Here is a 12,565-nt window from a genome sequence, read left to right as displayed (position 1 = left end):
GGCCGGAATGCAAAGATGGTTGAAAATCAGCGTCGCCTGTGACAAAAGGCGTGTCGAATGTGACGGGACGCGACGATCCGCTTCTGCAGAATGTGATAAGAAGTAGGAAAAACAAAGACTTATTCACATTTTGGAGCGTATTTCTGGAGGATTTGTGCCGCGTTGGGCGGACAAATCGCCAAGTCCCGCACCAAAAGCCATTCCCGGCAAGATCATACCGGCAGGCTGTGAACGGCAGGGGCCGTTTGGCGGCCTCATTGGTGGAAACAAAGGTTTTATGATGCAGGTCACCGAAACGCTCAACTCAGGTCTCAAGCGCGAGATCAAGATCACCGTGCCGGCCGGTGACATGGAAGCCAAGCTGATGGCGCGGCTCTCCGATGCCAGGAACAAGGTCCGCATCAACGGCTTTCGCCCCGGCAAGGTGCCGGTGCAGCATCTGCGCAAAGTCTACGGCAAATCGTTCATGGCCGAAGTGGTCAACGAGATCCTCAACGACTCGACCCGTTCGATCATCACCGGGCGCGGCGAAAAGGCTGCCATGCAGCCCGAAGTGATCATGACCGAGGACGAGAAGGAAGCCGAGAAGATCCTGGCCGGCGGCGCAGATTTCGAGTTCCGCCTGAACTACGAGGTCATTCCGCCGATCGAGATCAAGGATTTCTCCGACATCAAGGTGACGCGTCAGGTGTTCGAAGTGCCTGATGAGGAGATCGACGAGCAGGTCAAGCGTGTCGCCGAGTCGGCGCGCACTTACGAGCCGAAGACCGGCAAGGCCGCCGAGGGCGACCGCGTGACCCTCGATTATGTCGGCAAGATCGACGGCGAAGCCTTCGGCGGCGGCGCCGGCACCGATCAGCCGCTGGTGCTCGGCTCGAAGGAATTCATCCCTGGCTTCGAGGACCAGCTGGTCGGCAGCAAGGCCGGCGACGAGAAGCAGGTCACGGTAACCTTCCCGGAAAACTACCAGGCGGCGCATCTGGCCGGCAAGGAAGCCACTTTCGACGTGACCGTCAAGGACGTGTCGAAGCCCGGCGAACTTGAGATCAACGACGAGATGGCCAAAAACCTCGGCCTGGAGTCGCTGGAGCGCCTGCGCGAGGTGGTGCGCGGTCAGATCGAAAATCAGTTCGGTTCGATGACGCGCCAGAAGGTCAAGCGCCAGTTGCTCGACCAGCTCGACGCTGCCTACTCGTTCGAGGCGCCGTCCAAGCTCGTCGAGGCCGAGTTCAACAACATCTGGAACCAGGTCAACCGCGATCTCGAAGCCGCCGGGCGCACCTTTGCCGACGAAGAGACGACGGAAGAAGAAGCCCGTGCCGAATATATGCGCCTTGCCGAACGCCGCGTGCGTCTCGGCCTGGTTCTCGCTGAAATCGGCGAGAAGGCGGGCGTCACGGTGACGGACGAGGAATTGCAGCGCGGCCTGTTCGAGCAGGTGCGTCGCTATCCGGCCAACCAGCAGCAGGAAGCCTTCGAATTCTATCGCAACAATCCCGAAGCGCTGAATACGTTGCGCGCGCCGATGTTCGAAGAGAAGGTGGTCGACCATCTGCTTGGCCAGATCTCGGTCACCGACGTCAAGGTCAGCAAGGAAGAGCTGCTGGCCGACGACGAGGATACGGAGACGACCAAGGCCAAGCCGGCGAAGAAGGCGGCTGCGAAAAAAGCCGACACCAAGAAGGCCGACGACGACGCTGAAGAGCCCAAGAAGAAGGCTGCGCCGAAGAAAAAGGCCGCCAAGGACGCTGAATAACGTCCCTGCTGAATTCCAAAAGGCCGCCTTCTCGAGGCGGCCTTTTTCGTTGTGGCGCAGGCGCAACGGATTTCACGCATCTGGCGGTCGAGGTGGCGATACGAAGCTTTGATGATTATCTGCGCTGGGTTGCGGATCGCAGCGGTTGTTGGAGGCATCGTTGAGACAGTTCTTCGGTATCGGAAGCGTGGCCGCGGCGGCGTTCCTGCTTGCGTCGGTCTGCGGCATCGCCCAGGCTGATACGGTTCTCGACAACTGGCGGTTCGACAAGAGCAGCGATGGCCTTGTCACCGCCTCGCTTTACGCTACCAACAAGCTCATCACCGGTGGCGGCGCATTGAGCTACAGCCCGGTATTGACGATTGCCTGCCGGACCGCCGGCGAACCGCGTTGGAGCGAATGGCTGCAGCTGAGCGATACCGTTTCCGCCAGCCGAACCATCGCCATGTCCGTGACTGTCGACCAATCCGGCAAGCTCAACGAAAGCTGGTCGGTCGGCCCGCGCGGCAGGATGCTGGTCCGCGATGGCGCCGACGGCATCAGGCGACTGGTTTCCGCGAACCGGCTGCTGCTGTCCTGGCGGTTCGGGCTGCTGTCGGGGCGCGGCGAAGCCGACTTCGACCTTACCGGCCTTGAAGAGGCGATCGGCCGGATCGCCGCCACCTGCAACACCAAATTGCCTTGAGCGGATTGTCCGCATCAAACCTTTACATGGTCGAACTCTACCTGCCGGCCGGGTTCCGTGGTATGTAGGTGCCGCAACTCCAGGCAGTGGATATCCGTTCTGCCATTCAAGAGCGCATGCCAGCGGACTAGATGTCGGCCTGTGCAGGTCAGCCAGGGCAAATTGGCGATCAGGGAGGAAATGCCATGCGTGCCATTGTGTTTTTTATCGTCATGTCCGTTGCGACCGTCATTGCCGGCCCCTCGTGGGCCCAGGATGCCGCGGCGGGTGAGAAGGTCTTTGCCAAATGCAAGGTCTGCCACGTCGCGGACAAGGACCAGAACAAGATCGGTCCGTCCTTGAACGGCGTCATCGGCCGAACGGCCGGCACGCATCCAGGGTTCAGCTATTCCAAGGCCATGACCGAGGCCGGAAAATCCGGCGTTAAATGGGACGAAGCCACACTGACGAGCTACCTTCGCGATCCCAAGGCGATGGTCAAAGGAACGAAGATGGCGTTTCCCGGCCTCAAGAAGGACGAGGACATCGCCAATGTCATTGCCTACCTGAAGCAATTCTCCAAATAGCGCGGAACTTCCGCCGGATCTTGGTATCGCAAACAGGTCGAGGCATGGCCTCGACCGCAATCCACCGGCAGTGTCGGCGGGGAGGGCGGCTCGTTGCAAAAAAGACATTGGCCGGCTAGGCTGCCGTTCCCATCGGTGGTCGTCTGAATGTCGACTGAAGAAAGCCGTCTCAAGGATACCGGCATCCGCCTCTCGGAGGCGACGGCCGGGGATTTCTTTGCGCTGTTGAAGCCACGGGTCATGGCGCTCGCCGTTTTTACCGCCTTCGTCGGCTTGATGATGGCGCCCGGCGTGATGAATCCAGTTATCGCCGTAATCGCCATCGGCGCAATTGCGGTTGGAGCAGGGGCGGCCGGCGCGCTCAATATGTGGTACGACGCAGACATAGACGCCTTGATGTCTCGCACGTCCAAGCGACCAATTCCGTCAGGCCGCGTCACGCCTGGCGAAGCTCTCGGCTTCGGCTTGGTGCTTTCCGCACTGTCGGTCATGACGCTCGGCGTGCTGGTTGGATGGCTTGCCGCATCGCTGTTGGCGTTCACCATCTTTTTCTATGTCGTTATCTACACGATGTGGCTGAAACGCTCGACGCCACAGAATATCGTCATAGGCGGCGCGGCAGGCGCCCTTCCTCCGGTGATCGGGTGGGCGGCTGCAACCGGCGCAATCGGCATCGAAAGTGTCATTCTGTTTCTGATCATTTTCCTCTGGACGCCGCCTCATTTCTGGGCGCTGGCCCTTTTCAAGGTCGGCGACTATGCCGCGGCGGGCATCCCGATGATGCCGAATGTGGCTGGCCAGCACTCGACCAGAAAACAAATCTTCGCCTATTCGCTGGTCTTGGCGCCAATCGGGGTGCTTCCTTGGGCCTTCGGCTTCGCCAGCGGATACTACGGCACTGCTTCAGCAGCGTTGGGCGCAGGGTTCATTTGGCACGCCTGGAAGGTCCTCGTCGCCGACAAGGAGATGAAGCCGGCAAAGGCGTTGTTTGCGTATTCGATTGTCTATCTTTTCGCGATCTTCGCGGCGCTGCTTGCCGACACCATTGTAATGCGAGTGGTCGCGTCAGCCGGCTATTGAGCCCGGCTAAAAACATCACGTTGGCAGAGCACAAAATCCCAGCAACAGCAGAATAACGATGCCAAGGCCGAGTATGAGAACTGTCCTTCCATCCATGACCTTCACCTTCGTCTAGAAGAGCATATCGAAGAAAGGTGTCCAGAGCTAGTCGGGCTACCCGGGACCTCTTACCCCCGGGGGCCTTCGTACAAAGCGCGACAAGTCCCCCGCATGAGAGTATATTGATCATGGTGCAGGTCGCGGTTTGCGTGGCCAATCACGCAGAACGGCAGCACCGTAAAACGCGACCTTACCGGACCCGGTCTGGAGGAATGGTCATGGCAAGTTTTCACGTGATAGCAGGCGCCAACGAGACGCTGGAACACACCAGAATTCGAAAAATCGGTGTCTCCGATCTTTTTGATGCGCTCAGGCGTGGCGTCGATGATTTCATGGTCAAGCCGTCGCACATCGTTTTTCTCTGCCTGATCTACCCGCTTGCGGGGGTCGTGCTTGCCGTCTGGACATCAGGCAACAACACGCTGCCATTGTTGTTTCCGCTTGTGTCCGGCTTTGCGCTAATTGGTCCGTTCGCGGCGATCGGCCTCTATGAGATCAGCCGGCGGCGGGAAGCCGGGCTCGATGCCTCGTGGAGGCACGCCTTTGAGGTCAGAAGTTCTCCGGCGCTGCCGGCTATTGCGGCGGTCGGCATCATGCTGCTTGCGATATTCATCGCCTGGCTTTTGACGGCCCAGATATTTTACCAGACCGTGTTCGGCCCGGCGCCGCCGCAATCGCTGTCCAGCTTCATCAGTGATATATTCGCCACGGGACGCGGCTGGACACTCATCATCCTGGGTCACGCCATCGGCTTTGTGTTCGCCGCGGTTGTGTTGTGCACCACGGTCGTCGCATTCCCGTTGTTGCTCGACCGCGATGTCGGCGCCTACGAAGCCATCCACACCTCGGTGCGCGTTGTCCTGGCCAACCCGATCGTGATGGCAGTGTGGGGCCTTATTGTCGCCGTCGCCTTGATCATCGGCTCGCTGCCAGTGTTCGCCGGGTTGGCGGTCGTGCTGCCGATCCTTGGTCATGCCACCTGGCATGTCTATCGGAAAGTTGTCGAATCGCCGCCGGCTACCAGACCGTGAGCTGAAAAACCTGTCCTCCGCACCGAGCGCCGGTGCGGGGAGGGTGGGGCAGAGCTTTCAATAGGCCGGGTGGCTGAAACGGGCCTGGCGCGCGTCTTTTGTCAGGTCGCGGAAATCTTTGCCGCTCACATGCACCAGCGTCCTATGGTCACCGCCCTCGAAATAGATTTCGGGAGCGTCGCCGAGGCTTTCATCGAGGACCACCGGCACATCATAGGCAGCGCCGATCGGCGGCACAGCGCCGACATCGCAATCGCCGAACAACGAGACCACCTCGTCTTCGGAGGCAAGTCCAAGAGGCTTGTCCATAACATCCTGCAATGTCGCGAGTTCTATCCTGTGCGTGCTTGGAACCACGGCCAGCGCGTAGCCACGGTCGTGGTGAACGACCACCGATTTGGCCATTATGCTGCCAGGCACATGTGCCGCAATGGCGGATTGTCTGCTTGTCGCCGTGCGGTGATGCTCGACGGTGTCGTAGGAAATGCCTTTCTTATCGATGAAGTCCTTCAGTCTGTTTGCGATGGTCATCTTGGGCGCCCCTTGCTGGTGTTCGCGACGCATGTGGAAACGCCGGCATCGCCTGTCGTTTCCGATACCAACAGAAATGGTCCAGCCGTAGATTGTTTCAAGGCGAAGGCTCCAGAACAGGACGGCCTGGATCCGGATTGCATGTCAGGGCCCGGCCCCGAAAAACGCCATTCGGGTGAGAAGGGTGTAGTCCGCTTCGAAGACCATCAGCGTCACGAATACCAGCACCAGCACCGGCGGCAGGATGATTGCATATGTCAGCGCCAGCCGTTCCCAGGCCATGTGCATGAAGATGGCGACGATCAGCCCTGCCTTGAGGATCATGAAGATCAGGATCAGCGACCATCTGAGATAGCCGTGGAGACCGAAATAGTCGACCAGATAGGAGCAGGTGCTGAGGATGAACAGCCACGCCCAGACCACCAGATAGAGCTTGATCGGGTGCTCCTGATGAACCTCCGTAGGGGTAACGCTGGTCGCCGTCGCATCATGCGTATGGGCGCTGTCGCGCGCGTGTTGTCCCAGGCCATTTGCGGTTGCTTCAGCCATGTCCTGCCTCTCACCAAAGATAGAAAAAAGCGAAAATGAACACCCAGACCAGATCGACGAAATGCCAGTAGAGCCCCATGATTTCGACGTTTTCGTAGCGGCCCCTCCGGCTGGTGAAGAAGCCGGGCCGTCCGACGTCGTAGTCCCCGCGCCAGACCTTTCGCGCCACGATGATCAGGAAAATCACCCCGATCGACACATGTGTGCCGTGGAAGCCGGTGATCATGAAAAAGGATGCGCCGAACTGTGCAGCGCCCCACGGATTGCCCCAAGGCCGCACGCCCTCGGTGATCAGCTTGGTCCATTCGAAGGCTTGCATGCAGACGAAGGTCGCGCCGAGTGCCGCGGTCAAAAGCATCAGGACTGCCGTCTTGCGGCGGTCGCGGCGGTAGCCGAAATTCACCGCCATGGCCATCGTTCCGCTGCTCGAGATCAGGACGAAGGTCATGATGGCGATAAGGATCAATGGAATGTCGGAGCCGCCGATGCGCAGGGCAAAGACCTCGCTCGGATTGGGCCACGGCACGCGTGTGGAGATACGGTCGGTCATGTAGGAGAGCAGGAAGCAGCCGAAGATGAACGTGTCGCTGAGCAGGAAGATCCACATCATGGCCTTGCCCCAAGACACGTTTTTGAACGCCCGCTGATCCGAGGACCAGTCGGCGGCGATGCCTTGCCAGCCTGCGGGCCGCGGCCCCGTTCGGCCGATGTGGGTCAGTGTCGTCTCAGCCATCCGCCCGTTCCTCCTAGGTCAGCAACCCTCGGCAAATGTCGATTAAAGTCGAAGCCCAGCCGGCCAGAAGAGCGAAGATGGCGAGCCAGACGAAAAGCAGGAAATGCCAGTACATGGCGCACAGCTCGACGCTCAGGCGAAGCCGCTGCGGCCGCGCACCGTTCCAGGCACCGACGGTCGTTCTGCCCAGGCCGACCAGCCCTCCCAGTATATGCAGCCCATGCATTCCCGTTAGCAGGTAGAAGAAGCTGTTGGCCGGATTGGACGCCAGAAAATAGCCATCCGCGCTCAGTTCCCCCCATGCCATAAGCTGTCCAACCAGGAAGGCGAGCGCCGTGAGTCCAGCGGTGGCGAGGCCGAGCCTGACCATGTCCACTTGACCCTTGCGCGCCGCGAGCGAAGCGCACTGCATGGCAATGCTGCTCAAGACCAGTACGCCGGTATTAAGCCAGAGCAGAGGCGGGATGGGCAGCGGCTGCCAATCCGACAGCGCCATGCGCATGAAGTAAGCACTGGTGAACAGCGCGAACAGGCAGCCGACGACGGCAAGGAAGACGCCGAGACCGATCTTTGCGGTCGGAAGCGCCGATCGGTCCAGGGCGACAAAATCCCCGACCAAACCTTGCTCGAGCCACGGCCTCGTCATTAGCCGCTGATGCGAGAGCCACCACCCAGCAATGCCGGCGATCACGAGCAGGAAAACCAGAATGACGCTCATGCCGGCTCCCTGGAAGGTCCGAAGGAGCCCGGAACGTTTTGCGGTATGAAGTCCTCCTTGGCGCCCGGTACGCTGTAGTCATAGGCCCAGCGATAGACGATCGGCAGATCCTTGCCGAAATTGCCATGGCCCGGCGGTGTTTCGGCCGTCTGCCACTCGAGCGTCGTTGCCCGCCACGGATTGCCACCAGCCTCACGGCCATGGCGGATGCTCCAGATGAGATTGAACAGAAACACGATCTGGGCAAAACCGACGATAAAAGCCATGATGCTGATAAACGAGTTGAGGTGGTGGGCCGATTCCGTCATCACCGTCATATCGGTCAATTCGTTGTAGCGCCGCGGCACGCCCATCAAGCCGAGATAGTGCATGGGAAAGAAGATCAGATAGGCGCCAAGGAAGGTGACCCAGAAATGGAACCGGCCCAGCGTCTCGTTCAGCATCCGACCGGTGACCTTCGGATACCAGTGATAGATCGCGCCGAAGATTACGATGATCGGGGCGACCCCCATGACCATATGGAAATGGGCGACGACGAACATCGTGTCCGACAGCGGAACGTCGACGACGACATTGCCGAGGAATAGCCCAGTCAACCCGCCATTGACGAAGGTGACGATGAAGGCCAGGGCAAAAAGCATCGGTATGGTGAGGTGGATGTCGCCACGCCACAGCGTCAGCACCCAGTTGTAGACCTTGATGGCTGTTGGAACCGCGATGATCAATGTCGTGGTGGCGAAGAAAAAGCCGAAATAGGGATGCATGCCGCTGACATACATGTGGTGCGCCCAGACCACGAAGCTCAGTGCGCCAATGCCGACGATGGCCCAGACCATCATGCGGTAGCCGAAGATGTTCTTGCGCGCATGGGTGCTGATCAGGTCGGAGACGATGCCGAAGGCCGGAAGCGCCACGATGTAGACCTCGGGGTGGCCGAAGAACCAGAACAGATGCTGGAACAGGATCGGGCTGCCGCCGCCATGCTGCAATTGTTCGCCCATCTCGACGATCGCCGGCATGAAGAAGCTGGTGCCGAGCGCCCGGTCGAGCAGCATCATCACGCAGGCGACGAACAGTGCCGGGAAGGCGAGCAGCGCCATGACGGTGGCGGTGAAAATACCCCAGACGGTGAGCGGAAGGCGCATCAGTGTCATGCCGCGCGTGCGGCCCTGTAGCACCGTCACGACATAGTTCAAGCCGCCCATGGTGAAGCCGATGATGAACAGGATCAGCGAGACGAGCATCAGGATGATGCCCCAGTCCTGGCCGCCTGGCGTACCGGTCATGATCGCCTGCGGCGGATAGAGCGTCCAGCCGGCACCTGTCGGTCCGCCGGGGGCAAAGAAGCTCGACACGAGGACCAGCACGGCCAGGAGATAGATCCAGTAGCTCAGCATGTTGACATAGGGAAAGACCATGTCGCGAGCGCCAACCATCAGCGGGATCAGATAGTTGCCGAAGCCGCCCAGGAAGAGTGCGGTGAGCAGGTAGATCACCATGATCATGCCGTGCATGGTGATGAACTGGTAGTAGGCTTCCGGTGTGATGAAGTCGAACGTGCCGGGGAAGCCGAGCTGCAGCCGCATCAGCCAGGACAACACCAGCGCCACCATGCCGATCGCCGTCGCCGTCGCCGAATACTGGATGGCGATGACCTTGGCATCCTGCGAGAAGACGTACTTTGTCCACCAGCTGTGCGGATGGTAAAGTTCCATTTCCGCGACTTCGGCCGGCGGTACCGCATCTGCAGGTGTGATATCGACCATAGGAACACCTCCGTGCCCTTTTCGGCCATGCCCGACAGTTCGGGCCTGCCGCAATCTTTTCAATGCCGACGGCGCGCCGTCGTTCCGGCGTCTAGTCTGCCGAACCGATCTGCTGCGGCGCGGACAGCTGCGCAAAAGTCTGCTGCTGGCCGAGCCACGCCAGATAATCTTCCTGCGTATCGACCATGACCACGCCATGCATCATCGGATGCCCTTGGCCGCAGAGTTCGGCACACAGGACCTGGAAGGTTCCGGTCTTGGTCGGAGTGAACCAGAAATAGGTGACTGAGCCCGGGATCATGTCCATCTTGGCGCGGAATTCCGGCACGTAGAAATCGTGCAGCACATCGATCGAGCGGAGCAGCATCTTGACCGGTTTGCCAACCGGCAGATGCAGGTCGGCCGCTTCGACCACGACGTCGTCCTGGCCGTTGGCATCAGCGGCGATGACGCCGAGCGGATTTTCAGCGTTGACGTCGCGAGTGTCGGATGTGCCGAGCTTGCCGTCCTTGCCGGGCAGGCGGAAACTCCATTGCCATTGCTGGCCGACGACTTCGACCTCGGTTGCGTCGCTTGGGACGTTGACGAAGCGGCTCCAGACGAACAGGCCGGGAACCAGCAAAGCCGTGACACCGACGGCAGTGACGACCGTCAGCCAGGATTCGAGCCGCCTGTTCTCAGGTTCATATGCCGCCTGATTGCCTTCCCGATGACGGAAGCGGAAGACGCAATAGGCCATGAAAAGAACCACGGCGGCGAAGACGACGCCGGTGATCCAGAAAGTTATGATGATGGTGTTGTCGATATAGTCCCAGTTCGAGGCAATCGGCGTCCACCACCATGGGCTCAGGAAGTGGAACAACACCGAGCCCACGACGATCAGAACGAGTACAAGCGCAACGGCCATGTCCCGGTTCCTCCCGGTATTCCAAGCGGCGCAAAGCCGTCCCGGGAAATACCAAGTGCATCATAACTTGATTTGCGATGAAAATTCTAGAGCCGGCGGTGGGAAGGGCAAAAATACCATTTCTCGGTGCTGGCGGTCCTTCGGTTCGGCGGTGATCAGCGGTAGCGCGCGGCAAACATCGTCAGCGTCGAGTAAACGGCAATGGCGAGCATGCCGAATGTGCCCGGCAGAATCACCGGAACGGCGATCGTCGGGGATCGTCGCGCGCAGGGTTCGATCCCCTGCTCGACCGACAGCTCGACGAAGGGAGTGGAGCCCCTTTATTGGCCGGCAGATGTCACCCGCCAAACTGTGTTGCCGACGTCGTCGGCGATGAGCAGGGCCCCGGTTTTGTCGACGGCCAGGCCGACAGGCCGGCCGCGCGCCTTGTTGTCCTTGTCCAGGAAGTCAGTCACCACGTCCTGTGCGGCGCCACTCGGATGGCCGCCGCTGAATGGTACGAACACCACCTTGTAGCCATTGAAGCGCGTGCGGTTCCAGCTCCCGTGCTCGCCAACGAAGGCGCCGCCGCGATACGCCTGGGGGAGGCTGGTTGCCGTATAGAAGGCCAGTCCCAGAGGGGCGACGTGGGAACTCAGCGCATAATCCGGAACGATCGCATTCGCGACCAGGTCCGGACGCTGGGGCATGACGCGCGGATCGAGATGCTGGCCATAATAGCTGTATGGCCACCCGTAGAAGCCGCCGTCCTTTACCGACGTCAGATAATCCGGCACGAGATTGGGGCCGAGCTCGTCGCGCTCATTGATCACGGCCCAGAGCGCCCCGGTCTGCGGCTCCCAGCTCAGGCCGTTCGGATTGCGCAAACCGCTGGCGAAAATGCGCGACCTGCCGGTAGCCCTGTCCACCTGCCAGATGGCGGCGCGGTCCTTCTCCGCCTCGATGCCGTTCTCGGCCACGTTGCTGTTCGAGCCGACGCCGACATAGAGCAGCGAGCCGTCCGGGCTTGCCACCAGGCTCTTCGTCCAGTGATGGTCGATCGGGCCGCCGGGCAGGGCGGTGAGCGGCGTTCCGGGCGCGGTGATCTTGGTTTCATCGGTGTTGTAGGGATAGCGGACGATGGAATCGGTGTTGGCGACGTAGAGATCGCTTCCCACCAGCGCCACGCCGAAGGGCGAGATCAGGTGGTCGAGGAAGACGCTGGTCAGCTCCGGCTTGCCATCTCCGTCGGCGTCGCGCAGCAAGGTGATGCGGTTGCTTGGGCCGCTGTCGCCGCCCGAGGTGACCCACGATTCGATCCAGCCCATCACCAAATCCTTGGGCCGTTTGATCGGTTCGCCGCCCGGCGCCTTGGACTCGATCACCAGGACGTCGCCATTGGGCAGCACATAAAGCGAGCGCGGATGCTGCAAGCCGTTGGCAAAAGCCTGGATCTGGAGCCCCTGCGCAGCGGTCGGCCTTTCGTCGTTCTTCCACCCGACCACGGAAGCGAGATGCATGGGCGGGAAGAAATATTGGATCGGCTCGGGCAGGTTTGGATTCGGCCCTATCTGACTGCCGGGATCCGGGTCGTTGCCGCTGCACGCTGCGAGGGTGATCACCGCAGTGCAAGTAAGGATGGACGCCGCGATGCGCCCGGCCTGTCTGATGGAGCTTGCTACGCGCATCAATCCGCCACTCCGACGTGATGCCGGTACACCATGGACCAGCCCAGCCAACCAGTGAAGATGAGGATGAGCACGACAACCGCCGAGAGGATCAAGCCGGTGGGAACGATGGAGGTCCATGCATCGCGGGTGTGCACGAGCATGTTGATCACGGACAACACCAGCGCCAGCAGATTACCGAGCACGTGCGGCCAGGCAGGGGGCTGTGCCCTTATCAGCGGATTAGCCAGAAAATCGATCAACCCCACGATCGCTGCAAGGCAGCCCATGATCACTCCGACGGTAACCAGCCAAGCGGAGAAGTCCGCCCACATCATCTCCGCCGTTCGCCAATAGGCCAGATCCGTCAGCAGGGTGCCGACGAAGCAGGCGATCGGAAACGGCACGAGCATCGGATGAATGGGATGTCCCGCAATCCTGGCCGTCGAACGCGGATTGTCACCGACCATAATGCGCAATCCTTCTCAGATCTCGTCC

The 12,565-nt window shown here is 60.4% G+C and carries 13 protein-coding genes; 5 read left to right on the top strand and 8 right to left on the bottom strand.

Annotated features, from left to right (window positions below):
• Positions 1–280 precede the first annotated feature (280 nt).
• The 5 genes from tig (at position 281) to NKH37_RS15420 (ending at position 5,217) form a co-directional block, all read left to right on the top strand.
• Positions 281–1,756: a trigger factor gene (tig, locus tag NKH37_RS15440; protein ID WP_023720171.1), complete on the top strand. Its 1,476-nt coding sequence runs from the start codon at positions 281–283 to the stop codon at positions 1,754–1,756.
• Between the two features lie 160 nt (positions 1,757–1,916).
• Positions 1,917–2,441, top strand: a complete 525-nt coding sequence (locus tag NKH37_RS15435; protein ID WP_353005385.1) for a hypothetical protein — start codon at positions 1,917–1,919, stop codon at positions 2,439–2,441.
• Between the two features lie 212 nt (positions 2,442–2,653).
• Positions 2,654–3,007, top strand: coding sequence for a c-type cytochrome (locus NKH37_RS15430; protein WP_502895904.1), 354 nt, complete (start codon positions 2,654–2,656; stop codon positions 3,005–3,007).
• Between the two features lie 147 nt (positions 3,008–3,154).
• Positions 3,155–4,087, top strand: a complete 933-nt coding sequence (locus NKH37_RS15425; protein ID WP_352844232.1) for a heme o synthase — start codon at positions 3,155–3,157, stop codon at positions 4,085–4,087.
• Positions 4,088–4,404: 317 nt separating this feature from the next.
• On the top strand, positions 4,405–5,217 hold the full coding sequence (locus NKH37_RS15420) for a DUF2189 domain-containing protein (RefSeq protein WP_352482145.1): 813 nt from the start codon (positions 4,405–4,407) through the stop codon (positions 5,215–5,217).
• A 57-nt stretch (positions 5,218–5,274) separates the two neighbouring features.
• Here the strand turns inward: NKH37_RS15420 and NKH37_RS15415 are convergent, their stop codons facing one another.
• The 8 genes from NKH37_RS15415 to NKH37_RS15380 all read right to left on the bottom strand — a co-directional run bounded on the left by NKH37_RS15415 (position 5,275) and on the right by NKH37_RS15380 (position 12,537).
• Positions 5,275–5,748 (bottom strand): aminoacyl-tRNA deacylase, encoded by a 474-nt coding sequence (locus NKH37_RS15415; protein ID WP_023720166.1) that lies wholly within the window; start codon positions 5,746–5,748, stop codon positions 5,275–5,277.
• 144 nt (positions 5,749–5,892) lie between these two features.
• Positions 5,893–6,297, bottom strand: coding sequence for a cytochrome C oxidase subunit IV family protein (locus NKH37_RS15410; protein ID WP_353005383.1), 405 nt, complete (start codon positions 6,295–6,297; stop codon positions 5,893–5,895).
• Between the two features lie 10 nt (positions 6,298–6,307).
• Positions 6,308–7,030: a heme-copper oxidase subunit III family protein gene (locus tag NKH37_RS15405; RefSeq protein ID WP_353005382.1), complete on the bottom strand. Its 723-nt coding sequence runs from the start codon at positions 7,028–7,030 to the stop codon at positions 6,308–6,310.
• A 13-nt stretch (positions 7,031–7,043) separates the two neighbouring features.
• Positions 7,044–7,748 carry a cytochrome c oxidase subunit 3 gene (locus NKH37_RS15400; RefSeq protein WP_353041142.1) on the bottom strand — a complete coding sequence of 235 codons (705 nt, stop codon included), beginning with the start codon at positions 7,746–7,748 and terminating at the stop codon, positions 7,044–7,046.
• Positions 7,745–9,514 carry a cytochrome c oxidase subunit I gene (gene ctaD, locus NKH37_RS15395; protein WP_023720163.1) on the bottom strand — a complete coding sequence of 590 codons (1,770 nt, stop codon included), beginning with the start codon at positions 9,512–9,514 and terminating at the stop codon, positions 7,745–7,747. Before ctaD ends, NKH37_RS15400 begins: the two co-directional genes overlap by 4 nt.
• A 91-nt stretch (positions 9,515–9,605) precedes the next feature.
• On the bottom strand, positions 9,606–10,421 hold the full coding sequence (gene coxB / locus NKH37_RS15390) for a cytochrome c oxidase subunit II (RefSeq protein WP_352860277.1): 816 nt from the start codon (positions 10,419–10,421) through the stop codon (positions 9,606–9,608).
• A gap of 320 nt (positions 10,422–10,741) precedes the next feature.
• The gene (locus NKH37_RS15385; RefSeq protein WP_353005380.1) at positions 10,742–12,088 is read right to left on the bottom strand and encodes a PQQ-dependent sugar dehydrogenase; all 1,347 of its coding nucleotides are present in this window, start codon (positions 12,086–12,088) and stop codon (positions 10,742–10,744) included.
• On the bottom strand, positions 12,088–12,537 hold the full coding sequence (locus tag NKH37_RS15380; RefSeq protein ID WP_023720160.1) for a DUF2231 domain-containing protein: 450 nt from the start codon (positions 12,535–12,537) through the stop codon (positions 12,088–12,090). The genes NKH37_RS15385 and NKH37_RS15380 overlap by 1 nt, the downstream gene beginning before the upstream one ends.
• Between the last annotated feature and the right edge of the window lie 28 nt (positions 12,538–12,565).

The organism is Mesorhizobium sp. M1217 (genome assembly GCF_040318275.1).
Taxonomy (GTDB): domain Bacteria; phylum Pseudomonadota; class Alphaproteobacteria; order Rhizobiales; family Rhizobiaceae; genus Mesorhizobium.
This window is presented reverse-complemented; position numbering and strand designations above follow the sequence as displayed.

Excerpts from the sequence above, each read along its gene's own strand:
- tig (WP_023720171.1), top strand. The coding sequence starts at position 281 with ATGCAGGTCACCGAAACGCTCAACTCAGGTCTCAAGCGCGAGATCAAG.
- NKH37_RS15430 (WP_502895904.1), top strand. The coding sequence starts at position 2,654 with ATGTCCGTTGCGACCGTCATTGCCGGCCCCTCGTGGGCCCAGGATGCC.
- NKH37_RS15425 (WP_352844232.1), top strand. The coding sequence starts at position 3,155 with ATGTCGACTGAAGAAAGCCGTCTCAAGGATACCGGCATCCGCCTCTCG.
- NKH37_RS15420 (WP_352482145.1), top strand. The coding sequence starts at position 4,405 with ATGGCAAGTTTTCACGTGATAGCAGGCGCCAACGAGACGCTGGAACAC.
- NKH37_RS15415 (WP_023720166.1), bottom strand. The coding sequence starts at position 5,748 with ATGACCATCGCAAACAGACTGAAGGACTTCATCGATAAGAAAGGCATT.
- NKH37_RS15410 (WP_353005383.1), bottom strand. The coding sequence starts at position 6,297 with ATGGCTGAAGCAACCGCAAATGGCCTGGGACAACACGCGCGCGACAGC.
- NKH37_RS15405 (WP_353005382.1), bottom strand. The coding sequence starts at position 7,030 with ATGGCTGAGACGACACTGACCCACATCGGCCGAACGGGGCCGCGGCCC.
- NKH37_RS15400 (WP_353041142.1), bottom strand. The coding sequence starts at position 7,748 with ATGAGCGTCATTCTGGTTTTCCTGCTCGTGATCGCCGGCATTGCTGGG.
- ctaD (WP_023720163.1), bottom strand. The coding sequence starts at position 9,514 with ATGGTCGATATCACACCTGCAGATGCGGTACCGCCGGCCGAAGTCGCG.
- coxB (WP_352860277.1), bottom strand. The coding sequence starts at position 10,421 with ATGGCCGTTGCGCTTGTACTCGTTCTGATCGTCGTGGGCTCGGTGTTG.
- NKH37_RS15385 (WP_353005380.1), bottom strand. The coding sequence starts at position 12,088 with ATGCGCGTAGCAAGCTCCATCAGACAGGCCGGGCGCATCGCGGCGTCC.
- NKH37_RS15380 (WP_023720160.1), bottom strand. The coding sequence starts at position 12,537 with ATGGTCGGTGACAATCCGCGTTCGACGGCCAGGATTGCGGGACATCCC.